This is a genomic window from Gammaproteobacteria bacterium, assembly GCA_017999615.1.
Classification (GTDB): Bacteria; Pseudomonadota; Gammaproteobacteria; order JAABTG01; family JAABTG01; genus JAGNLM01.
Window position 1 is genome coordinate 126,732 of the sequence record JAGNLM010000002.1, and the last position, 26,293, is coordinate 153,024.

At 73.2% G+C, this 26,293-nt stretch carries 13 protein-coding genes; 3 read left to right on the top strand and 10 right to left on the bottom strand.

From position 1 onward, the window contains the following. Nucleotides 1–43: 43 nt before the first annotated feature. The 3 genes from KA217_03745 to KA217_03755 are packed head-to-tail and all read right to left on the bottom strand — an operon-like array spanning nucleotide 44 to nucleotide 9,896. Nucleotides 44–3,199: a hypothetical protein gene (locus KA217_03745; GenBank protein MBP7711564.1), complete on the bottom strand. Its 3,156-nt coding sequence runs from the start codon at nucleotides 3,197–3,199 to the stop codon at nucleotides 44–46. Continuing rightward, nucleotides 3,196–4,068: a tetratricopeptide repeat protein gene (locus tag KA217_03750; GenBank protein ID MBP7711565.1), complete on the bottom strand. Its 873-nt coding sequence runs from the start codon at nucleotides 4,066–4,068 to the stop codon at nucleotides 3,196–3,198. Before KA217_03750 ends, KA217_03745 begins: the two co-directional genes overlap by 4 nt. Then, nucleotides 4,065–9,896 carry a carboxypeptidase regulatory-like domain-containing protein gene (locus tag KA217_03755; GenBank protein ID MBP7711566.1) on the bottom strand — a complete coding sequence of 1,944 codons (5,832 nt, stop codon included), beginning with the start codon at nucleotides 9,894–9,896 and terminating at the stop codon, nucleotides 4,065–4,067. The genes KA217_03750 and KA217_03755 overlap by 4 nt, the downstream gene beginning before the upstream one ends. Here KA217_03755 and KA217_03760 point away from each other — a divergent pair. Next, nucleotides 9,852–11,360 carry a PD40 domain-containing protein gene (locus KA217_03760; GenBank protein ID MBP7711567.1) on the top strand — a complete coding sequence of 503 codons (1,509 nt, stop codon included), beginning with the start codon at nucleotides 9,852–9,854 and terminating at the stop codon, nucleotides 11,358–11,360. The genes KA217_03755 and KA217_03760 overlap by 45 nt on opposite strands. A 35-nt stretch (nucleotides 11,361–11,395) precedes the next feature. On the opposite strand, the gene actP is transcribed toward KA217_03760, so the two are convergent. The 3 genes from actP to KA217_03775 all read right to left on the bottom strand — a co-directional run bounded on the left by actP (nucleotide 11,396) and on the right by KA217_03775 (nucleotide 15,380). Beyond that, nucleotides 11,396–12,943 carry a cation/acetate symporter ActP gene (actP, locus tag KA217_03765; protein MBP7711568.1) on the bottom strand — a complete coding sequence of 516 codons (1,548 nt, stop codon included), beginning with the start codon at nucleotides 12,941–12,943 and terminating at the stop codon, nucleotides 11,396–11,398. Nucleotides 12,944–12,946: 3 nt separating this feature from the next. Beyond that, on the bottom strand, nucleotides 12,947–13,252 hold the full coding sequence (locus KA217_03770) for a DUF485 domain-containing protein (protein MBP7711569.1): 306 nt from the start codon (nucleotides 13,250–13,252) through the stop codon (nucleotides 12,947–12,949). Between the two features lie 187 nt (nucleotides 13,253–13,439). Then, nucleotides 13,440–15,380 carry a CBS domain-containing protein gene (locus KA217_03775; GenBank protein ID MBP7711570.1) on the bottom strand — a complete coding sequence of 647 codons (1,941 nt, stop codon included), beginning with the start codon at nucleotides 15,378–15,380 and terminating at the stop codon, nucleotides 13,440–13,442. A gap of 135 nt (nucleotides 15,381–15,515) precedes the next feature. Here KA217_03775 and purE point away from each other — a divergent pair, with 135 nt between their 5' ends. Continuing rightward, a complete protein-coding gene (purE, locus tag KA217_03780; GenBank protein ID MBP7711571.1) occupies nucleotides 15,516–15,983 on the top strand; it encodes a 5-(carboxyamino)imidazole ribonucleotide mutase in 468 nt (155 codons plus the stop codon). Nucleotides 15,984–16,006: 23 nt separating this feature from the next. Further along, complete coding sequence (locus KA217_03785; protein MBP7711572.1) at nucleotides 16,007–17,146, top strand: 5-(carboxyamino)imidazole ribonucleotide synthase; 1,140 nt, start codon at nucleotides 16,007–16,009, stop codon at nucleotides 17,144–17,146. Between the two features lie 66 nt (nucleotides 17,147–17,212). Here KA217_03785 and KA217_03790 read toward each other — a convergent pair whose 3' ends face one another. The 4 genes from KA217_03790 to KA217_03805 all read right to left on the bottom strand — a co-directional run bounded on the left by KA217_03790 (nucleotide 17,213) and on the right by KA217_03805 (nucleotide 26,284). Further along, a complete protein-coding gene (locus tag KA217_03790) occupies nucleotides 17,213–19,372 on the bottom strand; it encodes an EAL domain-containing protein (GenBank protein ID MBP7711573.1) in 2,160 nt (719 codons plus the stop codon). A gap of 215 nt (nucleotides 19,373–19,587) precedes the next feature. Further along, the gene (locus tag KA217_03795) at nucleotides 19,588–21,138 is read right to left on the bottom strand and encodes a DUF853 family protein (protein ID MBP7711574.1); all 1,551 of its coding nucleotides are present in this window, start codon (nucleotides 21,136–21,138) and stop codon (nucleotides 19,588–19,590) included. Between the two features lie 88 nt (nucleotides 21,139–21,226). Beyond that, the gene (locus tag KA217_03800; protein MBP7711575.1) at nucleotides 21,227–22,552 is read right to left on the bottom strand and encodes a protein kinase; all 1,326 of its coding nucleotides are present in this window, start codon (nucleotides 22,550–22,552) and stop codon (nucleotides 21,227–21,229) included. Nucleotides 22,553–22,597: 45 nt separating this feature from the next. Next, nucleotides 22,598–26,284: a DUF1631 family protein gene (locus tag KA217_03805; protein MBP7711576.1), complete on the bottom strand. Its 3,687-nt coding sequence runs from the start codon at nucleotides 26,282–26,284 to the stop codon at nucleotides 22,598–22,600. Between the last annotated feature and the right edge of the window lie 9 nt (nucleotides 26,285–26,293).

Consider the following 26,293-nt stretch of genomic DNA (forward strand, 5'->3'; position numbering starts at 1 on the left):
GGGGCCCCCGCAGGGCCCCCGCAAGGCCCCGCCCGCCCTGCAGCTACTTCCGTTGCAGGATGGGCGGGAGCTGCACCGGCGCCTCGATCTGGGGGCGGTTGGTGCAGTACCAGTCCTTCTGGCTGTGCTTGGCGGTCACGAAGGAGCCGCCGCCCTTGCCCTGACCGAGCTTCAGCGTCTTCGCGAGCGCCTCGGCCAGCGTGACCGGCTTGCCCTTGGAGTCCTTCTGGGGGTGCTTGGCGAGCCAGGCGGCCTGCTCCTGGAGCGCCTTGCGGATGTCGGCGAAGGTCGTCCCGGGCGGGAGCACCAGGCGCCCGGACTTGAGGTCCCGAACCACGCTGATGATCCCTTCCGCCGCGGCCTGCTGCTGGCCGACCTCGTCGAGGTCCACGCCGGTGATGAGCACCGTCGCGTCGATCTCCACCGAGGCGGAGCCGCCGGTGCCGAGCCCGAGGGTGGCGGCCAGCTTGCCGCCCAGCCTGATCTTGGTCCACGAGAGCTCAGCGTCGACGGCCGCCTTGCCGCCCGCCCCGTAGCTCACCTCCGCCTGTCCCCTGGCGGTCGCCTTGAGTCCGAGCGCCGAGAGCGATGCCTCGGCCTCGACCTCCGCCTTGCCGCCCACGAAGACCTCGGCCTCCGCCGAGACGGCCACCTTCTCGGTGCTGATGACGCCCTCGACCTGCCCCTTCGCCTCGGCCCCCACCTTGGCCGTGGCGGTGACCTTCCCCGCCGCCTTACCGCCGCCCAGGTCCCTCTCGGCCGAGCCGGTCGTCGTGATCTTGATGATGTTCGCCTCGGCCGAGGCCTCGGCCTTGCCCTTCAACCCGTCGTTGTCTGCAGTGACCTCCCAGCTGCCCTTGGCCCCCGTCTGGCCGACCTGGACCTTGTGCTCACCCTCGAGCTCGACGCCTCCCACGGTGGTGGCGCCCGAGGTGGACGACGCCGCCTTCTCGTCGTCCTTGGGCTCGAAGAGATCACCACCCGCGATCTTGATGCTGCCCTTGACCGGGCTGTCCTCGCCCTTCTTTTCCTCGCCCTGGCCCTCGCCCTTCTTGCCGCTGAGGTCCTTCTCGTAGCCCCACTCCTTGCTGCGCCCCGAGGAGAGCGGCCCGCTGGTCGTGGTGTCCGTGGTGGTGGTCTTGGCGCCCTTGCCGTCGGTCTCGGTGGTGGTCTCGGTCTGGGTGGTGGTGGTCCCCCACTTGCCGGTGGTCTTCTTGGTCTCGTCGGTAAAGGTCCGCCCCGGGCCTTCCTCCCCGTCCTTGCCGGTGCGGGTGGTCCCGATGGTGGTCGACTTCGTGTCGGTGACGGTGCCGTCGGTGCCGACCTCGGTACTCTCGGTCTTGGTGTGGGTCCGGCCCGTCTGGCTGCCGTCCTTCCCGGTCTCGGTGCGGGACGTGCCCTCCGTGGTGGTCGTCTTCGAGGAGCCCGGCGTGTTGGTGAGCCACCCCTTCTTCTCTGGGGTCGTCTCGTGCTCGGTACCCTTGGTGGTGGTAACGGTCACCTTCTTGCCGTCCCCGCCGGCACCAACGTTGCCGCCGCTGCCGCCGTCGTCGTCCCCGCCGGCAGGCTTCGTCCCCGAACCACCGGGGCCCCCGTCCACCCCTCCGCCCGGCTTCTGCGCAGTCCCGTCCGCACGCCCGCCGGCACCGGGCTTCGCCTTCCCCTCGCCGGTGTAGCTGCTGGTGGTCTGGGTGGCCTGGCGAGTCGACCCGTCCGCCCCCACGTGGCTCTTGGTGGTGGTCTCCTCGCTGGTCTTACCGCCCCCGGGGGTCTTGTCGCGGGTGGTGGTCCTGTCGGTCCTGTCCACCGACCCGTCGCGGCCGACGGTGGTGCTCGAGAAGCTGTCGGTGCGCTTGTCGCCCTCGGTGGTCTGGGTCTTCACCCAGCTCGCGTTGGCAGCGCTGCCGGAACTGGTCGAGGTGACGGCCTCCGGCTTCTTCGGCGCCCGCGGCCCGGTCCCGACCGCCTCGTCGTCGCGCGGCGGCGCCGGAGACAGACCGGCCTTCGCGCGCTCCGCGTCGTTCTCGGCCCTGGCCTTCTCGTTCTCCTTCTCCACCAGCGCGTTGCGGTCCCGGATCCGGTCCGCCGTGCCCGTCGGGTCGGGCGCCTGGTCGGGCTTGCGCTCCGTCGTCTTCGCCACCTCCTCGCGGATCGCGCGCACCTTCTGCCCCATGGGCACGGCGGCTTCCTTGGAGTTCTGGAGCTGCTGGTCGGCCTTGCCCAACCACTTCTGGACGTCACTCTTCTGCTGCTCGGGGCTCGCACCGAGGGCGGTGATCCCGGTCTCGAACTCGTCCTGGTAGTTGCGCAGCTTGTCGGCCTCGTGTGCTACCGGGGAGTCCTGCCCGGTCGCCTCCGCCGACTTGCTGACGCTCTTGCCCGCGGTCTTGAGCGCCATGTCCCGGGCGAGCTGCTGGGCCGCGTCGCCGCCGGGGTCCTTGCCCTTCTTGAGGTCGCCCGCGGCGTGGATGAATTTCTTCTCGTTGTCGAGGACGAAGCCCTCGGGGTCGCGCACCGACTCGTCGCTCTTCACCCCGGTCGCCTTCTTGCCTCCCGGCGTGGAGAAGGCGTCGTGGTAGTCCTTGCGTTTCTCGAGTTGCTCCGGCGTCGGCGGCGCCCACAGCGTGGTGTCGGTACTCTTGTCGATCCAGATCCCGAGCTCGGGGTCGTAGGTGACGTTCTCCTCGCCGTGCGCCTTCTTCCACTCGGCGGCGATCTTGTCGGCGATCTCGGGCGTCTTGGCGCTGATATCCACGTCCGCCCGCACCTCCTTGGGGGCGCTGCCGGAGATGTCGATGCTGCCCTTGCCGTACTTCGCTTCCAGCGCCGCCAGTTCCCCCGCGCGGGGATCCTTCTCCTTGTACTTCAACTGGATTTTCGACTTCTCCTCCTTGTAGCCGTCCAGGGTGGCCTGGTAGTCGGGGTGGGAGGTGTCGATCGAGCCGTCGGGCTTCACCAGCTTGGGGTTGGCCCGCACCTGGGCGTGGTACTTCTCCTTCAGCTTCTCGAGCTCGGCCTGCTGCTGCAGCCGGAGCTTCTCGATCAGGGACGGGGTGCCCTTTCCGGGTGGCTTCTCCTGCGCGGCGGCCGGAAGGGCCAATGCCCCGGCGAGCACCCAGGCGAGCGCCACGCAGAGAAGCCACCGGGCGCGGCCGGCCCGCGCCCGGGAGACAGGGGGCATCGGGGCAACGCGGTTCACGGCGCGGCCCTCTTCGAAAGGGCCTCGGCGGCCTCGCGAAGCTTGGGGTCGGCCTTCGGGTCCGCCAGCACCGCGCGCAACTCCCGCTCGGCCTCCTTCGGCTGCCTCAGCTTCAGGTACGCCTCGGCCAGGTAGACCGGCAGGCGCGGGTTCGTGCTCCCGGCGGCCCGGGCCTTCAGATAGAGGTCCCGGGCCTTTTCGGTCTCGCCCCGATCGTCGCGCACCGTGGCCAACAGGAAGAGCACCGCGGGGTCCTCGGGAGCCGCCTGCACGGCCTGCTCCAGCAGGGGCACCGCCTCGTCGCCCCGCTTCTGCCCGAGCAGGAGCACGGCCAGCCGCTGACGGGCCATGACGTGGGCGGGGTCGGCCTCCGCGGCCCGGCGCAGGTGCCGCTCCGCCTCGACGACCTTGCCGGCAGCCAGGAAGAGCCGCCCCAGGTTGTACCAGGCCTCGGCCCGCGCCGGGTCGATGCGGACCGCGGTCTGGAACATCGTCATCGCCTGGTCCACCTGCCCGCGCTGCAGGGCGAGGACACCCAGGTTGTTGTAGGTCTCGGCGAACAGGGGGTCCGCCTCCAGGGCCTGGTCGTAGTAACGGCCCGCCTCTTCCGCCCGGCCCTGCGCGAGGGCCAGGTTGCCGAGCAGGTTGGCGGCGTCCCGGTTGCGGGGGTCGGCCTTCAGGATCCCCTCGAGGACCCGCTGCCCGTCCGCGACCCGGCCCTCGTGCAAGGCCTGCTCGGCCTGCCTGAAGCGCTCGTCCACACCCGCCTCCCCGGCCGCCAGGGCCGGCAAGCCCGCCAGAGCCAACAGCGGCCCCGCCACGAGGGCGGCCCGCACCCGACGCCCGAAACCCTGCCGTGTCACGCTCATCGCGCTTTCTCCTGTCCACCCGCGCGCTTCGGCGCGGGAGCGGGCACCCCGCCCGCGTCGACCCGCAGGTAGCTCTCCAGCTTCTTCACCCGGTCCCGGACCTGGGGGTTCGGGGCGAGGTTCAGGCTCTCCCGGTACTTCACCAGGGCGCCGGCGTAGTCGCCGGAGGCCTGACGGCGCCGCGCGTCGTCGCGCAGCCGCTGCGCCAGGTCCCCGGGCGGCAGCGCGAGCCGCGAGAGCAGCGCGCTCGGCGCCTTGAAGAGGTCCACCTCGAGTTCCGGGCGGTTCACCGGCCAGAGCAGGCCCTGGTCGGCCACGAGGTTGGCCTGGCGCTTCTCGGCCTCCGTGGGCTGCGTGGTGCGGCGGACGTCGACCGTCAACACCCGCACCACTCCGCGCTGATTGGCCACCAGCACCTCGATCGTCTGGGGGCCAAAGCGCAGGGGCAGCTCCACCCGCCCCCCATTGCCCACCAGGGTCGCCTTGCGCCAGGGACCCCCGGCGGTGCGGGCCCCCACGAGGGCCAGGTCCGCCGGCCCCGCGACCTCCACCGGGACGCTGGAGCCGCTCACCTCCGCCCCCGGTGCGGGGGATACGATGCGCGCCTCGGGCGCCGCGGCGATCACCTTCAAGGCCAGCTTCTCGCTCGCCACGTTGCCGCTCGCGTCGGTCACCCGCAGGTCGACCCGGTGGTCCCCCGGCTGGAGCAGCAGGTCGGCGGTCACGCGGCCGGTCGCGGGCGGGAGCTTCTGCCAGAGACCGCCGTCGACGGACACCGCCGGCATCACGGGCCCCGCGTCGTCACCCACCTCAAGCTCGAGGGTCACGAGAGGGTCCTTCAGCTCTTCCCCGGCCTTCGGCCTGGCGACCTTCAGGGTGGGCGGGGTGTTGTCCCCCGCCACCTGCATGAAGAACACCGCCTCGTTGTTGGCCCGGTCGAGGTCTTTCAGGGCGTCGTCCGGGTCGGCGACCACGGTCAGGGTGTTCTGCCCGCCCCGGGCCTGCCAGGGGATGCGCACCAGGACGCTGCCGTGCAGCGGCACCGCCCCGGCCGGAACCCTCGCGATCTCCTCGCGCGCCCCGCCGCCCTGGCTGCGGAAGAGCGCCACCTCGGCCGTCCCCGGGGACACCGACCCGAGGTTGCGCAGGGCGACCTCGACCGCGACCTCGTCACCCGCCTTGGGCTCGGCCGGGGCGTGGACCTTGAGGTCGGAGGACGACACGCTCAGGTCGGGGGCGACGCTGGTGACGCCGCCGATGGCCGCCACCGACTTGCGGGCCTCGTCCTCGGACTTCGCCACCGTCCACATCGGGGTCGCGGTCAGGCGGAACTTGAAACGGAAATCGCTGTTCACCACGTAGTGCCCGCCCCGCAGGTGCTTGGAGCGGATCCCGACGCGGTTGTCGCCCGGAAGCCCCGAGTCGTCGAAGCGCAGCGCAGACGGCGGGATGCGGAAGGTGTAGTTGCCTTCCGGGATGACGTCGCGCAGGCGCCCCACCACCACCCCGTTCACCAGCACGTCGGCGTCGTGCTGCTTGTACTCGCTGCGCCCGTACGGGAGCGAGAAGCCCATCTCCAGCCAGGCCTCCACCAGGTTGGTCGCGCGCCAGCGCTCGCCCTCGCGGTAGGCCGAGTACTCGAAGATCCCGTCCGCGCCCACGTCCGCGTGCGCGAAGTCGACCTCGCCGTCGGCGTCGCTGTCGTCGCCGACCCACTCCACGTCGCCGACCCGCTGGGTCCAGCGGTCGAGCCGCCCATCCCCATCCAGGTCCTCGCCGCCCTGGCGCCTGCCCCAGTCCACCGTGGCCGCGTCCAGGCGCTCCGCCTCGCGGGCCCGGCGCACCAGCTCCGCCTCGCCGCTCCGGGCCGCCGCATCCGCCGGGTCCCGCCCGGGGAAGAGCCAGACCTCCCGGGCGCTCTCGCCGGCTCCCAGCTTGAACTCGTAGGCGTGCTCGAAGGCGCGGTCCAGGCCGCGCGCCACGAGCCGGGTCGAGACTCCCGTGAAGCCCTCGTAGAACCGCGGGGTTACGGTGAAGTCCATCGACCCGCGCTCGGGGAGCAGGCCGTGGCGCACCGTGGGCGAAAGGGTGACCGCGTGGGGGTCGGCGGCCGTCACCGCCAGGTCGGTGACCGCGTCGCCCAGGTTCTGCAGCCGGAACACCCGCCCCGGCCCGACCCTGGCCGGACCCACGTCCTGCCAAGCCAGCTCCACGTGGGGCAGCTGCACGTGCACCGCGACCTCGGCCTCGTCGGAGAGGCCCTCGGTGGAGACGATGCGGATCGGCACGACGTGGTCCGCCGTGTCCACGTCCTGGGCGCTGATCCCCAGCATGAACTCCCGCACCTCCCCGGGACCGAGGGTAAAGGGGCGGTCCTCCGAGCCGTCGCCCACGAAGCCGACCAGCATCAGCGGGTCGTGGGGCTTGCCGCACTCGAGCCGCACGCTGAGGGGCGCGTCGCCGTTGTTGCGCACGCTCACCCCCACGCGCTGGTCGTAATCGCGGCGGATGTTGGCGCCGTAGCGGGACTTGCCGAAGGCGAGGCCCTTGACCCGGGTGACCGTGCGCACGGGTCCGGGCTCCTTGCCCCCGAGGGGCTGGAACTCGTGGGGTACACCGGCCTCGAGCCCGGTCAGCGCGACGGTGCGTGCGCGCCCGCTCTCGCCGACTACCTCGGTCCAGGGCTCGGTCCCGGCCTTGCGGAACCGGACCCGGGTCTCCCCGAAGCCGAAGGAGCTCCAGGCGACCCGGACGTCTTCCCCGGAGAGCACGGCCCCGTCAGGGGGCGAGAGCCCGAAGTACTCCGAGAGCTGGAAGTTACGCGTCAGCTCGGCCTTCGCCCCGGCCGCGTCGAAGGCGGTGACCTTGATCTCGTGGGGCCCCGGACCCAGACGCGCCCAGGGCACGTCGGCCTGGTAGGGGGCCGTGTAGTCGGTGCCCGCCGGCGTCCCGTCCACGCGGAACTCCACCCGGCTCACCGGACGGCCGCTGTAGCTGATGGCGATGACGCTGGCCTCCGCCGGCCTGTCGAGCACCTGTCCCTCGCCGGGGGCGTTCAGGAAGAGCGCGATCCCCTCCCGATCCCGGGCCCCGGTGGCCTGGACCCAGAAGGCCTGGCGCGAGCGCTGGCCCTCGCTGCCGGTGCAGCGCGCCTCGACGCGGTAGAGGCCCTGGCGCGGGAACCGCGCCTGGGCGGGCTTCTCACCGTCCAGGCGCACCACGGCCTTCGCCTCGCCCCCCAGGTCGACCTCGCAGGAGGCCGGCGCCGCGGCGTATTCGAGCGGGGTGCGCTGGAAGGCCACCGTCTGGGGGCTCGCGGCGTTGGCGGCAGCCCCGACCGCGGCGGCCTGGATCGCCCGGCCGCGGGTGTCGGCCATCACGAAGTGGGGCTGGTCGGACTTGCCGTTCTCGCCCCACTCGGAGAGCTCCACCCGCAGCCGGGTGGGGCCCTGGACCTCGACCGGGCGCGACCAGCGGGCCGGCGCGTGCACACCCTGCTCGAACAGCATCGCCCCGGTGCGGTCGTCGTAGACCCGGACGTGAACCTCCATCGGGCCGGCCACCGAGAGGGTCACGGTGCCGGCCGCCGGCATGTCGAAGAGGAAGCGGTCCCGGTCCCCGATATGGTCGATGGTGTAGGCCTGGGCCTCGCCGTCCGCGAGCCGGCGCGCCGGGTCCGCGGCGAGCGGCCAGCGCTCGGCCGGCTCGGCGCGCTCCAGGCCCACGGTGAGCTCGTAGGGCTCCGGGGAGGACCCGTTCTCGCCCCACTCCCCGACCATCACGTAGTAGCGGCCGGCGTTGACCTGGGGGCGCAGCTCGGCCGGCTTGCCGGCGTGGGCGCCGACCTCCTGGAGGAGCGCCCGGGAGGCGTCGAAGACCCGCAGGTGCGTCTCCTGCCCGGATTGCGCCTTGACCCGCAGGTGGCCGGGGAAGTCCACGTCGACGGCGAAGACGTCCCGGTCGCCCAGGGGCAGGTAGGTGCCCCGCACGGTCTCGCCCGGCAGCAGCGGCACCGCGCTGTCGAAGCGGTCGTTGCGCTGGGCCGCGTCGAGCTCGTCGGCCGGCTCGAACCAGGCCCGCAGGCCGTAGGCCGAGGCCGAGGCGGCGTTGTTGCCCCACTCCCGGATCGCCACGTACAGGGTCTCGGGGCCCTCGACGCTCCGGCCGAGCGCGTTGGGTTTCTCGGCGGGTGCCCCCTGCTCCACCAGCAACGCCCCGGTCCGGTCGAAGACCTGGACGTGGCGCTCCAGGTGCCCGTCGCTCTCCAGCCGCAGGGTCCCCGCGCTCGGCAGAGCCACCGTGTAGAGGTCCACGTCGCCCCGCGGGAGCAGGGTCGCGCCGACCGCGCCCCCCAGGGGCAGGGTGCGGGCCGAGGCCATCTTGCCGGGTGCGGGAGCCGGGTCGTCGACGCCGTCGTCCGGCAGGAAGTCGGCCCGCAGCCGGTAGGGGATGAGGGAGGCACTGTTCTCGCCCCACTCCCCGATCTCGACGAAGTACGTACCGGCGGGCACGTCGGCGGAGAAATCGAGCGGCTTGTCGCTGTGTGCCCCCTGTTCGACCAGGAGCGCGCCGTCGCCGTTGCGCAGGCGGGCGTGGCGCTCGAAGGGGACCGGGCGGTCGCGCACCCGCACCTGGCCGGGCCGGGGCAGGTCCAGGCGGTACACGTCGCGGTCCCCCACGGGCCAGACGAGCCCCGAGAGCTCTTCGCCGAGGCGGGCCGGCACCGCCGCGTCCACGGTGTCGTTCGGCTCCCGCGGGTCCACGGCTTCCTCCCGGGACACGGTGAGGGTCAGGGTCTTCTCGGGGTCGGAGGCGTTGTCGCCCCACTGAGAGAGCTCGACGTAGAAGGTCCCGGCACCGACCCAGCGCTCCATGCGGTTCTCCTGTGCGGCGTGGGCACCGTGCTCCTGCAGGAGCTTGCCCTCGCCGTCGCGCAGGCGCAGGTGGGTCGCGAGCGGGCCCTCCGGGGCCACCGTGACCGCGAGGCGGCTGGGGTGGGAGAGACGGAAACGGAAGAAGTCGTGGTCGCCGTTTCGCGCCACCGTGAGGGTGACCGGTGCGCCGGGACGGACCTCCTGGGCCGTGGCCAGGGCGTCGTTGGGCTCGACCTCACGCTGGGGCTCGACGGGGTTCAGGGCGACCCGCAGCGGCCCGGCCCCCTCGCCGAGGCTCCCGGGAACGGTGGCCCCTTCGTACCCCGGAGCTTCGACCCGAACCGTGACCGGGCGCCGGGAGACGGCGACACGGTCGTCGGCCCCCACGAGGTTCGCCTGGCCCACGCGCAGGGCGTCGAAGCGGGCGAGACCGTCCGCGCCGGTGCGGCCCTCCGCCACCAGGCCGGTGGAAAGGGTCTCGGCCACCCGCACCGTGGCCCCCGCCAGGGCCTTGCCGGTCACCGCGTCGGCGGCGGCGACCTCGAGCCGTGCGGGCGTCGCCTCCGGGGCGAGCCGCAGCTCCAGGGGGGCGTCCTGGCGCACCTCGACCTGCCGCGTGACGGCCACGAAGCCGGGGGCCTCGGCCAGGAGCTCGTAGCGCCCGGGCGCGAGGGCCGCGAGCTCGAAGGTGCCCTCCCAATCCGACACGGCCGTCGAGGGTCCGGCGACCGCGGCCCGCACCTGCAGCGGACGCAGGGAGACGGTGACGCCGGCGAGCGGGCGGTCGAGCCCCTCGGCCAGCACCCGTCCGCCCCAGTAGACCCGGGCGACGGGGGCGAGCTGGACTTCCAGCGCCGTCCGCGGCCCCGGCGGCACCTCCACCGTCCGGGTCACCGCCTCGAACCGGGGGTGGCGCACACTCAGGTCATGCCGCCCGGCCGGAAGCCCGTCCACGGTCGCCACACCCGCCGCATCGGTCGACGCGCGGCGCCCGCCCAGGCTGAAGTACGCGTGGGCGACCGGCGTCGGCTTGCCGTCCTCCCCGACCGTCACCAGCCGCACCGCCAGCGGTCCCGGGGCGAGGGGCTCGGCGCCGCCGACGGGGGCGGAGACCGCGGCCAGAGAGAGCGCAAGGCAGAGCGCGCGCGTGGCGGCGCTGCGGGAGCGGTGACGGGCGGACGGCATGGCTCAATCCCCTCGCAGGCAGGCCGCGCGACCGGCGGCCGACGGTGGCGTATCTGCGGTTCTCGGCGCCCCGGGGCGCCCCTTGAGCCGCTTCAGTCCCGCGCCGCAAAGGCCGAAACTGTGACGGGTCGGCGCCGGCCCAGACTGGCGCCGCCTCGCCCGTTCGCCGCAACCTCCGGAGACCCCGTGGCCCATTCTATCGTTGCCCCCCTGCTCCTCGCCCTCACCACCCTGATGGCCGTCGCCCCCGGCGCCGCCACTGCCGGCGCCGCCACTGCCGATGACCGCGCCAGCTCCCGGCGCGAGCGGGTCGCCTTCGAGCGGGAGGGCCAGGTCTGGCTGCTCGACGCCGGCGCCCCCGAGCGGCCCGTCGCCCGGGGCGGCTGCCCGGCCCTGTCCCCCGACGGGACGCGCCTCGCCTTCTGCCGCGTCTCGGGGCGGGTCCCCGACGGTGGGCCCGACACGGTGGTGACCCGGCCGCTCGCGCAGGGGCCCGAGCGAGTCTGGGTGGGTGAGGAGACACCGGGGGTGGTGGGGGACCTCGCGTGGAGCCCCGACGACGAGCGGCTCGCCTTCCTGTTTCACCTGGCCTCGGGGGGCAACGAGGTCCGGCTCCTGGATCCCGCCGGCGGGCGTGCCGTCCCGGTGCCCCTGGAGCGCGGTCGGGACCCCGCCTCCCTCTGGGGCCTCGCCTGGGCCCCCGACGGCCGCTCGCTGGTCGCTCACGACATGAGCCAGCTCCTGCGCTTCACCCTCGACGGGCACGTGCTGGAGCGCATCCCCCTGCCCGAGCTGACCGGCGCCCGGATCGAGGGCGTGACGAGCAGCGACCGCTACGTGCCCTCGCCCCGGGACGGGACCCTCTACGCCTACACCGGCTCGGTGCCCGGCACGGCCCGGTTCGAAGCGGTGATGCACGAGCCGAACACCGCCCTGTTCCTGCACGACCGCTTCCTCGGGCGGGGCAAGAACCTGCGTCTCACCGGCAAGGAGGTGACCGCCTTCGACCCCGTGTGGTCGGCCGACGGGGAATACCTCTATTTCACCGGCTATCGCGACACCCAGGCCCGCGAGCCCTACCCGTTCCGGATCCTGCGCGTGCACCGCACCGGCCGCGGCCTACGCGAGATCGCGCGGGGAGAGCGACCGAGCGTAGCCCGGGGACATTCTGGCTTTTCCATCACCACCGTGCCCTCGCCTCGCCCGGGTACCCGGGTGACGGGAGAGCGTTAGAGGTGGTGGAAAAACCAGAATGTCCCCATTTCCCTCTACTCCGCTCCCACCCCCAGGTAGGTCCGCAGCTTCTCGCTTTCATACTGCGCGGCCGCGGAGGGCTCACGCCGCAGGAGCGAGACCAGCACGCCCACCGCGAAGGCCGCCGTCATGGAGATGATGGCAGGGTTCTTCAGGGCGAAGAGGGCCTGGGGGTGCTTCAACAGGTCGACCCACACCGTCGGGCTGATGACGATGAGCCCCACCGCGAGGACGGTCCCGGTGACGATGCTCGCGACCGCTCCCGCCGTGGTGAACCCCTTCCACATGATGGAGAGCAGCAGCGCCGGGAAGTTGGCGCTGGCGGCCACCGCGAAGGCGAGGCCGACCATGAAGGCCACGTTCTGCCCCTTGAAGGCGATGCCGAGCACGATGGCCAGCACGCCGAGGAGCAGCGTCGCGACCTTCGCCACGCGCACCTCCTCCGCCTCGGAGGACCGCCCGTCGCGGAACACGTTGACGTAGAGGTCGTGGGACAGGGTGGAGGCGCCCGCCAGCGTGAGGCCCGCCACCACCGCCAGGATCGTGGCGAAGGCCACCGCGGCGATGAAGCCGAGGAAGACCGTGCCCCCGATCGCCTCGGCGAGCAGCGGCGCCGCCATGTTGCCGCCCTTGTCGATGCTGGAGATGGCCTCCTGCCCCACCACCGTCATGGCGCCGAAGCCGATGATGAAGGTGAGGATGTAGAAGTAGCCGATAAACCCGGTGGCGTAGAAGACGCTCTTGCGAGCCTCCTTGGCGTCGGGGACCGTGTAGAAGCGCATCAGGATGTGCGGAAGGCCCGCCGTCCCGAACATGAGCGCAAGCCCGAGGGAGATCGCGTCCCAGGGGTTCGCCACCAGCCCGCCCGGGGCGAGCACCTTGTCGCCGTAGCGCACGGCGGAGGCGTCGAACAGCGCGACCGGGTCGAAGCCGTAGCGCGAGAGCGTCAGCACCACCAGCACGGTCGCCCCGCCGAGGAGCAGCCCCGCCTTGATGATCTGCACCCAGGTCGTGGCAAGCATGCCCCCGAACAGCACGTAGGCGATCATGACCCCGCCAACCACGACGACCGCGAGCTCGTAGGGCAGGCCGAACATCAGCTTGATCAGGTTGCCGGCGCCCACCATCTGGGCGATCAGGTAGAAGGCGACCGTCGTCAGCGCCCCCACCGAGGCCGCGATCCGGATGGGCTTCTGCCGCAGGCGGTAGGCCACCACGTCCGCGAAGGTGTACTTGCCCAGGTTGCGCAGCGGCTCGGCGATCAGGAACAGGATGATCGGCCACCCCACCAGGAACCCGATGGAATAGATGAGACCGTCGTAGCCCTTGAGGGACACCAGGCCCGCGATGCCGAGGAAGGAGGCCGCGCTCATGTAGTCGCCGGCGAGGGCGAGGCCGTTCTGGAAGCCGGAGATGCTGCGCCCCGCCGCGTAGTACTCGCGTGCGGTGCGCGTGCGCTTCGCGGCCCACCAGGTGATCCAGAGGGTGACCGCGACGAAGACGAAGAAGAACGCGATCGAGATCGCGTTGGGCTCACCGACTGTCGTCTGGAACTTTTCCATGGCTCAGTCCTCGAGCTGGCTCTTCAACGAGGCGACCGCCGCGTCGTAGCGGCCGTTCGCCCACCACACGTAGAGGCCCGTGAGGACCCAAGCGAACAGGATGACCCCGACTCCGACCGGGATGCCCACGGTCAGGTGCTCGCCGATGCGTGCCGCGAGCGAGCCCTTCGCGAAGGCCAGCACGAGGACGAACCCGAAATAGACGAGGAGGATCGCCGCGGTGAGGGTCAGTGACACCATCCAGCGCTGGCGGACCAGCGCATGAAGCTCGGACGAGCCGAGCACCTCGGAAACGGAGCGGTTGCGCATCTCGGACCTCCCCTGACAGGTTGTGGAAAGACCTGCACCGACAGGATTGATTGATATTAGGTGCATCCCGGAAAATTCCGGTATAGGGCATAAGGGATAGGAGCGCCAGACCCGGCCCTGGAGGCCGGACAGGGACGGGGCCGCTGATCCCCGGTGCTCGAGGCCGGGCGTGGCGGGCCCGCGGCGGCTAGACCCGGCCGTAGAGCCCGAAGTCGAGCGCGACCTTGGTCTGGAGCTTGCGCGCCTGACGGAAGGCCTCCTTGAGGATCCGGCGGTCCAGCTCGTTCAGGCGCTCCGGGTCGATGCGGTTTCCCGCGTCCCCGGCGCCGTCGAGCTCCAGGTGCTGGCGGCGCAGGCGCAGCAGCTGGATGAAGGAGAAGGCCTGGCACCAGGCCTCTACCTCGTCGGCGGGGAGCCGCCCCGCGCCCGCCGCCGCGCGCAGGCGCTCGACGGTGCTGGTCGGGGTGAGCGCCGCGGCGAGGGAGTAGATGCGCGCCGCGTCCACGAACGGCGTGGCCCCGTTCATCTTCAGGTTGATGGTGTTCGGGTGGCTTCCGCCGGCCGCCACCACGAAGTCGCGGACCACGCCGAGCGGCGGGCGGTTCTCGAGCGCGTTCGCCGCGAGGTAGTGCAGGAAACGCGGGTTGGCGGCCACCGTGGGGCCGAGCCAGTCGCGCAGCTCCCGCGCGAGCGAGGCATCGCCGTAGGCGCTGCGGAAATCGAAGAAGATCGCCGCGTGCAGGATGTCCTCGGCGCTCCCGCGGTACACCCACTCGGCGAACTGGCGGCGCCACTCCGGCAGGCTGAGGCACCAGCGGGGATTGCCCGCCATCACCCCACCCTTGCAGAGGGGGAACCCACAGCGGTCGAGCTCCCCGTTGATGCGCTCGGCGAGGGGCAGGACCCGCCCGCGGATCTCCTCCGTGTCCCCGCCCGCCGGAACCTCGAAGATGATGCCGTTGTCCTGGTCGGTCGCGAGCGTCTGCTCGAAGCGGCCCTCGCTGCCGAGGGCGAGCCAGCACCAGCGCAGGCCGGCGAGGGCATCGCCGGCGCCGGAGAGCTCGATGACCCGCTCGGTGAGACGGTCGTTCAGGGTGGAGACCAGGCGGGTCAGGGGATCGGGCGCCAGCCCCTGGGCCAGCATGGTGCGCGCCAAGCGCCGCACGGCCCGGGCGGCGTGCCGCAGGTCCTCGAAGCTCCCGGCGCGCCGTAAGGACTCGGCGACCTCCTTGACGCCCACCTGCTGGAGCGAGAAGAGGTCCTTCTCCGAGACCACCCCCAGCAGCCGACCCGGTGCCACGACCAGCACGTGGCGGATGCCGTGCCGGGCCATGGCGAGCGCCGCTTCGTGGGCGGCCGCCTCGGGCGGCAGGCTGACGACGGCCGTGCTCATCACCGCGCCGATGGGCGCGTCCAGGTCGCCGCCCTCGGCATTGACCCGCAGCAGGTCCCGCAGGGTAAAGATCCCGGCCGGCACGCCCTCCGGCGTGACCACCACCATGGCCCCGATGCCCTCCGCGTGCATGCGCCGGAGCGCCTCGCGCAGCGGGAGCTCCGGGCCACAGGCGACTGGCTCCCGGCGCAGGACGTCCCCCAGCCGGCTGCCGAGGGACCGCCCGGCCATCCCGGTCTCCTCCTGGCGGGCCTGCACGACGCGCTGGGACTGCTCGAGGAGCGCGGCGAGGCGCCGGGTGCAGAAGTCCTGGAAGACGGGGCTCAGCTCGAGGAGCGTCTGGAAATCGGCGGCGGGTAACAGGTAGCAGGTGGTCTCGGCGAGCGCGCGGTAGGTGAACAGGACCGGGCGCGCGGTGAGCAGCGCCGCCAGCGGGAAACAGCTCCCTTCGCCGAGGGGGATGCTGTCCGCGCCGCCGGGTCCTCCCCCGACGGGGGGCTCGGCCACCACCTCGCCGCCGCCCACCAACTGGAGCCACTCGGGCGGTCCCCGGCCGGAGTCGAGCACGACCTCCCCCGCCGCGTAACGGACCCAGGACAGCCGCTCCACCACGAACTCCAGGTGGTCCGGGTCCATGCGGTCGAAGGGGGCGTGGCCGCGCAGGAACTCTTGCACCGCGGCGGCGTGGGCGCTCGGCAGCGGGGTCGGCCCGGTGGGTGAAGCGGAGGGGGTCATGGCCATTTTCAGGATAGCACCGCCGCTCCGCGCCGGCGGCCCACGCCTGCGGTCCCCCCAGCCGGCGGTTCGGCTACCATAGGGGCGGGCCGACAGGGGGGAATCGCCGTGGAGAATCCGGTCGTGGGCGTGGTGATGGGCAGCGAGAGCGACTGGGGGGTGATGCAGCCGGCCACCCGCATGCTCGAGGAATTCGGGGTGGCCTGGGAGGCCCGGGTGATCTCCGCGCACCGCTCGCCGGACGTGGCCTTCGCCTACGCGGAGCAGGCGGCCGGCCGAGGCCTGCGCTGCATCATCGCGGGGGCCGGCGGCGCCGCACACCTGCCCGGGGTGCTGGCCGCCAAGACGACCCTGCCCGTGCTCGGCGTCCCGGTTCCCTCGCGCCACCTGCAGGGCCTCGACTCGCTCCTCTCCATCGTGCAGATGCCGAAGGGCATCCCGGTGGCGACCTTCGCCCTCGGGGAGGCGGGCGCTGCCAACGCGGCCCTCTTCGCCGTCGCGATGCTGGCCGTCACCGACCCCGCCCTCGCCGAGCGGCTGGGCGAGTACCGCGCAGGGCTCGCCCGGGCCGTCGAGGCCGCGCGGGTGCCGCCGCCCTCGTGATTGCCCCCGGCGCCACCCTGGGGATGGTGGGCGGCGGGCAGCTCGGCCGCCTGTTCACCCTCGCGGCGCAGAGCATGGGGTACCGGGTCACGGTGCTCGACCCCGGAGCCGAGAGTCCCGCGGGGAACGTCGCCGACGGACACGTGCGCGCCGGGTACCTCGACCCCGAGGGGCTGCGTCAGCTGGCGCGGCTCTGCGCCGCGGCAACCGCCGAGTTCGAGAAGGTCCCCGCCGAGGCCCTGCGCCGGCTCGGCGAGCGCTGCCAGGTCGCCCCGACGGTGGCGAGCGTCGAGGTGCTCCAGGACCGGATGCGCCAGCGGGAGTTCCTCGCCCGGCACGGCGTCGCCACCGTGCCCTGCACCGTCGTGCGGGGCCCCCAGGACCTCGCCGGCGCCGGCGGAGACCTCTACCCCGCGGTCATGAAGCTCAGCCGCTTCGGCTACGAAGGCAAGGACCAGTACCGGGTCTCGGGCCCCGACGAGGCGGCCTACGCCCTGGCCGCGATGGGCTGCGAGCCCTGCGTGCTGGAGCATCAGGTGCCGCTCGCCCGCGAGGTCTCGGTGGTGGTGGCGCGGGGCGCGGACGCACAGGTGGCCACTTTTCCGGTGGCCGAGAACGAGCACCGCCACTGCGTCCTGGAGCTCACCACGGTGCCCGCCCGGATCCCCCCCGAGCTGGCACGCGACGCCGTGGCGGTGGCCACGGCGGTGGCCGAGGCCCTCGAGTACCGGGGGGTGCTCTGCGTCGAGCTCTTCGTGCTGGAGGACGGCCGCCTGTTGGTGAGCGACGTCTCCCCCCGCCCGCACAACAGCGGGCACTACACCCTCGACGCCTGCCTCACCTCCCAGTTCGAGCAGCAGGTCCGCGCCCTCTGCGGGCTGCCCCTCGGCGACACCCGCCTGCACGCACCCGCGGTGATGGTGAACCTGCTGGGCGACCTGTGGCGCCGCGGCGAGCCGGACTGGGGCGCGGTGCTCGCCCACCCGCGCGTCAAGCTGCACCTGTACGGCAAGCGCGAGGCGCGTCCCGGGCGCAAGATGGGCCACCTGACCGTGCTCGGGGACAGCGTGGAGGGGGCGCGGGCCGAGGCGCTGGAGATCCGGGCCCGACTGCGCGAGCGTGCCCGTCTGGGGGCCGGTGCCGGAGACCCCTCGGGGGCCTGACCTGACCCGCGGCCTGCGCGCGCCGGGCGACCCGGCGGCGCTCGCCGCCCCGCCTGCGAGCGCCCCTCAGGCCAGGCGCCGGCCGATGAGCCAGGCCGCCTGCTCGGCGGGGACGGGGCGGGAGAACAGGTACCCCTGCCCGTACGGGCAGCCCAGCTCGCGCAGCGCGGCGGCCTCCCGGTCGGTCTCCACCCCTTCCGCGACGGTCGTCATCTCCAGGGAGCGGGCGAGGCTCAGGATGGCACGGACGATCCCGGAGCTCCCCGCCGCACCGTCCAGGTCCCTCACGAACGACCGGTCCACCTTCAGCACCTGGAACGGGAAGCGATGGAGGTGGCCGAGGGAGGAGTAGCCGGTGCCGAAGTCGTCGAGCGAGAGCGCCACCCCGAGGGCCCTGAGAGCCGAGAGCTTCTCGGCGGCCACGTCCGCGTTCTCCATCAGCGCCGTCTCGGTGAGCTCGAGCTTGAGCCGCTCCGGCTCGACACCGTGGCGGGCGAGCGCATCCGCGACCACCTCCACCAGGTCGGGCTGGGAGAGCTGGCGCGGGGAGAGATTGACGCTCACCGACAGGTCGCAGGCCTCGGCGCGCCCTCCCCGCCACTCGGCCAGCTGGCGCAGGGACTCCTCCAGGACCCAGCGGCCGATGGGGACGATGAGGCCGGTGTCCTCGGCGAGGGGGATGAAGTCGGCGGGCGACACCAGGCCGCGCACGGGGTGCATCCAGCGCACCAGGGCCTCGAAACCCACCAGGCGGCCTGCAGCGAGGTCCACGATGGGCTGGTAGTACACGCGCAGCTGCTTCTCACGCAGCGCGCGCCGCAGGTCACCCTCCAGGGTCAGCAGCTCCCGGGCACGCCCGTGGAGCTCGGAGCGGAACAGCGCGTGCCCCGCGCGGCCCCGGGCCTTGGCCTGGTACATCGCGATGTCGGCGTCGCGCAGGAGGTCGACCGCGCTGGCGTAGCGGCCCTCGTTCATGACCACCCCGATGCTCGCCGTCACGTGGACCTCGCGCCCCGCGACCAGCATCGGGTCCGAGAGACTGGAGTGCACGCGCTCGGCCACGCAGATGGCGTCGTCGGCGTGCTTCAGCCCCCCCACCAGCAGGACGAACTCGTCCCCCCCCAGGCGCGCCACCGTGTCGCTCGGGCGCACGCAGGACTGCAGGCGGTGGGAGGTCTCCTGCAGCAACTCGTCGCCGATGGGGTGCCCGAAACTGTCGTTCACCAGCTTGAAACGGTCGAGGTCGATGAAAAGGACCGCGATGCGCTGCGTCGCGTCACGGGCCGCCTGGAGCAGCGCCCGGTCCAGGCGGTCCAGGAACAGCGCCCGGTTCGGCAGCCCCGTCAGCGCGTCGTGGAAGGCGTCGAACTGCAGCCGCTCCTCGGCCAGGCGCCGCTCGGTGACGTCGGTCAGCGAGCCCGCCATGCGGTACGCCATCCCTGCGGCGTTGCGCACTGCGAGCCCGCGCGCCAGCATCCAGCGGTACGCGCCGTCCTTCGTGCGGATGCGGAACTCGCACTCGAAGTGCGCCGAGTCCCCCGCGAGGTGGGAGGCCAGGGTGGCCACGACCTGCCCGTGCTCGTCGGGGTGCACCCGGTCGAGCCACTCCTCGGGCGAGTCGCCGACGTCCTCCTCGGCGTAGCCCAGCATCGCCTTCCAGCGCGGGGAGAAGTAGGTCCGGCGGCCCAGCAGGTCCCAGTCCCACAGCCCGTCGTTGGAGCCCTCGGCGGCGAGCGCGTAGCGCTCCTCGCTCGCCCGCAGCCGCTCCTCGGCGAGCCGGCGGGCCGTGACGTCCTCGACGAACCCCTCGTAGTAGAGGAGTCGCCCCGCGGCGTCGCGCACGGCCCGGACGCTCTCGGAGACCCAGATCCGCGCACCGTCCCTGCGGCGCACCTCGGACTCGCAGTCCGTCACGCCACCCCGGCGCTCCACGTGCTCCAGGATCTCCCGGCGTCGGCCGGGGTCTACGTAGAAATGCTCGGGTGCCTGCGCGAGGCCGGCCTCGAGGTCGGCGGGCGAGTCGTACGCGTAGATCCGGGCCAGGGCAGGGTTAGCGGCGAGGTAACGGCCCTCAGGGGTGGTCTGGAAGATCCCCCAGGTGGCGTTCTCGAAGATGGACTGGTACCGGGCCTCGGCGGCGACCGCCCGGGCGGTGAGCGAGACCTCGACGGGCGGCGCGGCGGTGCCGATTCCCGGCAGGACGTCGGCCAGGACGGCGGGGGGCACGGCAGGCCCCGGCCGGGCCGTCCTCGCGCGCGCCGCGGGCCTGCCGCCGGCGGCGTCGGTGGCCCTCGCCCGGTTCGTCGCCTGGCGCGGCTGTGCACCGGGCGGTCGCGAGGTGGATGTCATGCCATGTACGGAGCCGTGGCGCCGGAAGAACGCCACCGCTCCTATCGGCACCCCCCGCGAAGACCTTGAGCCGCGGCGGCGGTGCGCCGCCGCTAACGCCCCCGGAAGATCGAGCCCAGCACCCCGCGCAGGATCTGGCGGCCGATCTCCCGGCCCACGCTGGTCCCGACGCTGCGCACCACGCTCTTGGCCAGGGCCTCGCCGACCCCCTGGCGCCCGCTCCTGCGCCCCGCGGACGACCCGCCCAGCACGCTGCCGAGGACACCCCCGAGGACACCGCCCGAGGAGGCCTCGACCGGGGCCTGCTCACGGCCCGCGCCTGCCTTTGCGCCGCGCGAGGTGGCCTCCTCGATCAGGCCGGCCTCGGCGCTCGCCTGGAGCCTCTCGTAGGCGCTCTCGCGGTCGACCGTACGCTCGTAGAGCCCCACGACGGGGCTCGTGTCGATGAGCCGTTTGCGCGCCTCGGGCGCGATCGGCCCGATCCGGGCGGCCGGCGGGATGACGAGGGCCCGCTCGACCACGGTCGGGCTGCCCCTGGCGTCGAGCGTCGAGACGAGGGCCTCACCCACCGCGAGCTCGGTGATGGCGGAGGCGGTGTCGAAGGACTTGTTCGGCCGGAAGGTCTCGGCGGCCGCCCGCACCGATTTCTGGTCGCGCGGCGTGAAGGCGCGCAGCGCGTGCTGCACGCGGTTGCCGAGCTGCCCCAGGACCTCGTCGGGGATGTCGAGCGGGCTCTGGGTGACAAAGTACACCCCGACGCCCTTGGACCGGATGAGCCGCACCACCTGCTCGATCTTGTCCACCAGCGCCTTCGGGGCGTCGTCGAAGAGCAGGTGCGCCTCGTCGAAGAAGAACACCAGCTTGGGGCGGTCCAGGTCCCCCACCTCGGGCAGGTCCTCGAAGAGCTCCGAGAGTAGCCAGAGGAGGAAGGTACTGTAGAGCCGGGGGCTGTGCAGCAGCCGGTCGGAGGCGAGCACACTCACGTAGCCCTGGCCGCGGTGGTCCACCCGCATCAGGTCGCGGAGATCGAGGGCCGGCTCGCCGAAGAAGCGCTCGGCGCCCTGCTGCTCGAGTACCAGCAACTGGCGCTGGATGGCCCCGACGCTCGTCGCGCTCACGTTCCCGTACTTGCCGCGCAGACTCGCCGCGTTGTCCGCGACGAACCCCAGGATCGCCCGCAGGTCCTTCAGGTCGAGCAGCAGCAGCCCCTGGTCGTCGGCGACCCGGAACGCCACGTTGAGCACACCTTCCTGGGTGTCGTTGAGCTCCAGGAGGCGCGAGAGGAGCAGCGGCCCCATCTCCGAGACCGTCGTGCGCACGGGGTGCCCCTGCTCGCCGAAGAGGTCCCAGAAGATGACCGGCACCCCCGCCGGCGTGTAGTCGGTCAGGCCGAGGGCCTTGACCCGCTCCTGGACCTTGGCGCTCTGGCCGCCAGGCTCGCTGAGCCCCGCGAGATCACCCTTCACGTCGGCGAGGAACACCGGAACGCCCTGGCGCGAGAAGCCCTCGGTCAAGACCTGCAGGGTCACGGTCTTGCCCGTGCCGGTGGCGCCGGCCACGAGCCCGTGCCGGTTCGCGAGGCGCGGCAGCAGGTAGACGGGCACGCTGCCCTTGCCGATCAGGATCCCGGGGTCCGCAGTCATCGCTCCTCCCTCGACGTTCGCGCCGACCGCTTATTATGAGCCCGGATCGGGACGGACTGACCAGCGCGACGCCGCGCTGGCACGCGCCCTAACGCAGCTGACGCGCGAGGGCCTCGCTGGTGCGCGCGAGGCGGTCCACCAGGGTCTGCTGGAACGCCCGGCCGATGCGCAGCTGACAGGGCAGGGAAGCCCACTCGGCGACGGCGCCGCTCACCTTGAGGCACACCGCGCCGGTGCGGGCGACGACGCTGGCGCTGCGCGCGGAGCGGGCCAGGTAGCCCATCTCCCCGAAGCAGTCCCCGCTCTCCAGTTTGCCGATGGCCTTGCCGTCCTTGGTCACGTCGGCCTCGCCGGAGACGAGCACGTAGAAGGCGTACTCCCTCCCCCCTTCCTCCACGATGGTCTCCCCGGGGCGGTAGGTACCCCAGGTGCCGGCCCGCAGGACCTCCTTCACCTCGGATTCCGAGAAGTCCCGGAAGAACCGCAGGCCCACCAGCGCCTTCAGCTGCTGCTCCGGGGTCGGGGGGGCCACCGCCTCGCCCGCGGAGGAGAACACCGCCTCGAGCGCGTCCGCCATCTCCCGCCCCGAGGCGAAGCGCCGCGCGGGGTCCTTTTCGAGCGCCTTGCCCACCAGGTCCGGGAGCGCTGCCGGCAAGTCCGGGCGCAGCATCTCGAGGCGCGGCGGGGCCTCGTAGAGCACCTTGTAGAGCAGGGTGCTCAGACTCCCGGCGGAGAACGGCGGGCGCCCGGCGAGGAGCTCGTAGAGGACGACGCCGAGCGAATAGAGGTCCGAGCGGGGGGTGGCAGGCTCGCCGCGGGCCTGTTCCGGGGACAGGTAGCGGGGCGAGCCGTAAGTCCCGATCGCCTGGGTCGTGCTCATGTGGGCACGCAGGGCGATCCCGAAATCACCGATCTTGACGTTGCCCTCCGGGCTGAGGAGCAGGTTGGCCGGCTTGATGTCCCGGTGGGTCACGCCCCGCTGGTGGGCGTAGTCGAGGGCCCGGGCCGCCTGCGCCACGAGGCGCACGACCCGCTCCACGGGCAGGCGCTCGTTGGGGTCGCAGTGCCGGCGCAGGGTGGCGCCGCCGGGGACGTACTCCATGACGAGGTAGGGCTGGTCGTCGATCTCGCCCGCCTCGTAGACGTGCAGGATGTTCGGGTGGTCCAGGGCCCCGGCGGAACGGGCCTCGTTCTGGAAGAGCTTGCGCGCCTCCCGGCGGTCGGCGCCGACGGTCTGCGCCACGCGGTACACCTTCACGGCGACCCGCCGGTCGATGAGGGGGTCGTGGGCGACGTAGACCACGCCGGTCGCCCCCTGGCCCGCCTGTTCCACCACCCGGTACTTCCCCAGCTCGAGGGGCAGGTCGGTCATCTTGCGCTCGTCGACGCCAGCCATCGAAGTTCCCCTCGTCATCTCCGTCACTCCTGTCCCCCGGCCCCCACCGCCGCCCCCGGAGCCCTAGCTCGAGAGCCTCAGGGTGACTTCCTCGGGCGACGGCACGTCCCCGGCGGCACCGGCCAGGGGCACCGTCTGCTCGAAGATACCCGTCTGGTCGAAGACGCTGTACAGCTCCAGCGCCCGCGGCTCGCCGAGCCAGTAGCCCTGGGCATAGTCGACCCCGATGACCTTCAACCGCTCGACGACCTCGGGCGAGTGCACGTGCTCGGCGACCGTCTGTTTGCCCATCGCGTGGGCGACCTCGTGGATGGATTTGACCACGGCGAAGTCCTGCGGGCTCTGGCCGAGGTCGTGCACGAACAGACCGTCGATCTTCACGAAGTCGACCGGCAGGCCCTTCAGGTAGGCGAACGAGGCGTGGCCCGCGCCGAAGTCGTCCAGCGAGAACCGGCAGCCCAGGTCGCTCAGCGACCGCATGAACTGCTGCGCGTTGGAGAGCCCCGCCACCGCGGCCGTCTCGGTCACCTCGAAGACGAGCTTTCCGGGCGGCACCCGGGACTGCATCAGCTCGTCCATGACGAACGCCGCCAGCCCCTCGTCGGCCAGGGAGCGGGGCGAGAGGTTCACGGCACAGCCCCCGAGCCGCTCGAGCTCCGGCCCCCGCTCGGACATCCAGCGCAGGGTCTCCCGGATCACCAGGCGGTCGAGGGCGGCCGCCTGCTCGTACTGCTCCGCGGCGGCCACTAGCTCGGCGGCGGGGATCAGGTTTCCCGCGGCGTCCTTCAGGCCGAGCAGCACCTCGAGATAGGGCAGGCGCCCCGCGTCGGCCCCGAGGGGCACGATCGGCTGGCAACGCAGGGACGCACGCCCCTGCTGGATGCTCTGGCTCACCCGCGCGAGTGCGGCGCGCACCTCCTGGCGCCGGCGCACCCCCTGGTCCCCGAGCCCGAAGACCCGCACCCGGTCCTGCCCGGCGTCCTTTGCGGCCTGGCAGGCCGACTGCGCGGCCTGGAGGAGGTCGCGGGCGTGCAGGCCGTCGCTGCCGAGGCCCACGACGCCGACGCTGGCGGTGAGCGAGAGCTTCGCACCCTCCCAGTCGACCCGCAGGGCCTGCACGGCGACGCGGCAGGACTCGGCGACGGCCTCTGCCGCCTCCACCCCGGCCTGGGGCAGCAGCACGGCGAAGATGTCGCTCGCGAGCCGCCCCACTGTGGCCGAGGTGGGCACCGCGGCCGCGATCGCAGGCCCCACGGCGGCCAGGTACGCCGCCCCCGCGGCGGGCCCCTGGACGTCCAGCAGGATCCGGAAGCGGTCCAGGTCGAGATAGCACAGGGTGTAGGGCACCTCGCGCAGCGCCGCGTCGCGCGACGCGGCCTCCAGGGCGTACTCGAAGGCGAGCGGGCTGAGCACCCCCGTGGAGGGGTCGCGCCGGGCCTGGTCCTCCAGACCCCGGTGGACCCGCTCCATGACCCCGTCGAGGGCCCGGTCGACCAGCGGGTCAGCGGGCTCGAGCAGCGCCCGCGCCGTACCGCGGCGCAGCTGCATGGCCACCTCCTGCAGGCTCAGGGTGGCCACCTTCTCGCCCCGCCGGTTGACGAACACGAACGCGCCCTGGTCCTCGCCCACCCAGACCAGCTCGACGCGCTCGGCGCGCGCCGTGCCCGCGCCGAGCTCCAACCGGTCCCCGACCCGCAGCCGCTGGGCCCGGCGGACCCATTCGGCAAGCTCGGGGGTCGGCGTACGCGCGGATTCGCCCGCACCGCGCCGGGAGCGCAGCACCGCCTGCTGTCCCTCGTTCACCCGCACCACCTGCTCCACCCGGGCGCGGTAGCGGGCGCGCTGCTCCTCCACGATCGAGTCGAGTGCCCGGGCCGCGTCCGCGAAGACCCCCACGTCCCGGTCGAAGTCCCGGGCGACGTGGTCCAGGAGCGGGTCGACCCGGGCCCACACCGGCCCCTCCCCGTCGGGGGAGTCGCTCTCGGGGTCGAGCTCGCCGATGCGGTTGACCAGCCGCCGCGCCGGGTGCGCGGGGTCCTGCAGAAAACCCTCGTCGAGCAGCGCCAGCTTGTGCAGCGGCGCGGCGAGGCGCCCCACCCGGCGCTTGGAGGCCCCGTAGAGCAGCACGTCTTCCAGCACGGAGCGCAGGAGCCCCGCCACCAGGTCGAAGGCCGCCTCCTGGTCCGGGGCGAGCCTGAGGCCCGGTGACCCCGGGTGCTCGCGGGCGAGCCGCTCCAGGACCCGCCCCCGCACCCCGTTCTCGCCCGCCGCCTCGGCGAGCTCCAGGCCCTCGGCCTGCAGGGCCGAGAGGGCCTCGATGACCTCGCCCGGTTCGGGCTGCGCGGCCTGCGACCCCACCTCGTCCTCTCCCTGCGATGCCCCGGGCAGGGCGTCGGCACCCGGGCGGGCCCCGCTGGGCTCGCCGAGGGCCCGGGACCAGCGGGCCAACGCCAGCAGGGACTGCACCCCTCGCGCGACCCGCTCCCCGCCCGGCGCGGCCCGCCGGCCCTCGGCCGGGGGGGCCACCCCGAGGGCCACCGAGGGCTCCGGGTCGGGCTCCGGGGAGGGCGCGGCCCGCGCGGGCCGCGGGTCCCCGCCCGCCGCCGGGGCCGGCACCGGACCCGCCCCGGGGTGCGGCAACCGCTCCCGTTCGAGGAAACGGGCCAGGTCGGCGAGCACGTCGGCCTCTCGCGGTCTGCGCGGCTCGCTCACCGGGTGGCGGACGATGACCTGCGGCGCGGGCGCTGCGGGCTCGACGCCCTGCCACGCGAGCAGGGCGTTCGCGCGCGCGTACAGGTCCGTGAGGCCCGGCAGGAGGCCGCGCTCGAACGCGCGGTAGACCACGTGCATCGCCTGCCGGTCGATCCCCAGACCGGCGACGCCGGAGCGGAAGGCCTCGGCGAAGACCGAGGGGCCGACGGGGCAGGCCGAGACGTCCGTGGGCAGGCCGCTCAGCGCGGCGAGCCGGCGCTGCAGCTCACCCAGCGGGCCCGCCAGGCGCTCCTCGACGCGGGTCGCAATCTCGGAGGTGGCGAGCATGTCCTCGAAATCGGTCGGGTCGATGAGCGACAGCTCGCCCGTCGCCTGGGGCCCGCCCCCCGCGCCGCACGACCCGGCCTCCTCGACCATCACGTCGATCTCGGCCAGGACCCCCCGGGCGAAGGCGCCCCGGATGCCCTCCGCGGAGGCCTTCAGCACGCCCTTCGCGTCGAAGTAGCGGCCCTGGCTGATGAAGCTGGTACTCCTGCTGGCCGCGGCCACCAGGTCCTGGTCGATGTCGCGGAAGAAGGGCGCCAGGAGCCCCGCCAGGGCGCTGGAGACCGTCTCGCGCAGGCCGGCGAGCGCGACCCTCCGGGCCCCCTCAGACACCCCCGGCGCGCCGCGCCGCCCCGATTCGGAGCGGCTGTCGCGGGCCGCGCGGGCGTGGCGGCGGAGCGCCGCGAGGACCTGGGGGTCGGGCGGGACGAAGGAGACCCCGACGCCCTGCTCGATGACCCGGGCGACGGTCCCGCTCACCCGGTAGGGCCGGGAGGCACCCTCCCCGGTCAACTCGAGCTCGACGGTGAGGCTGGCGTCCCGGGGCAGCGGTCGGCCCGCCGGGAACAGACGCGCGGCGTCCTCCGGGGCCAGGGCGAGGAACAACCCCCCCTCGCAGAAGTCGCGCACCGTGCAGGGGCAGGGTGCGTGGGTGCCCAGGTGCATCCGTGCGCCCAGATGGATCGGAATGCGGGTGTGTGCGCGCTTGTCCAAGTCGGTCCG

Coding starts and splice junctions, on each gene's coding strand:
- KA217_03795 (MBP7711574.1), bottom strand. CDS start 21,138: ATGACTGCGGACCCCGGGATCCTGATCGGCAAGGGCAGCGTGCCCGTC.
- KA217_03785 (MBP7711572.1), top strand. CDS start 16,007: ATGGTGGGCGGCGGGCAGCTCGGCCGCCTGTTCACCCTCGCGGCGCAG.
- actP (MBP7711568.1), bottom strand. CDS start 12,943: ATGGAAAAGTTCCAGACGACAGTCGGTGAGCCCAACGCGATCTCGATC.
- KA217_03800 (MBP7711575.1), bottom strand. CDS start 22,552: ATGACGAGGGGAACTTCGATGGCTGGCGTCGACGAGCGCAAGATGACC.
- KA217_03770 (MBP7711569.1), bottom strand. CDS start 13,252: ATGCGCAACCGCTCCGTTTCCGAGGTGCTCGGCTCGTCCGAGCTTCAT.
- KA217_03775 (MBP7711570.1), bottom strand. CDS start 15,380: ATGACCCCCTCCGCTTCACCCACCGGGCCGACCCCGCTGCCGAGCGCC.
- purE (MBP7711571.1), top strand. CDS start 15,516: ATGGGCAGCGAGAGCGACTGGGGGGTGATGCAGCCGGCCACCCGCATG.
- KA217_03750 (MBP7711565.1), bottom strand. CDS start 4,068: ATGAGCGTGACACGGCAGGGTTTCGGGCGTCGGGTGCGGGCCGCCCTC.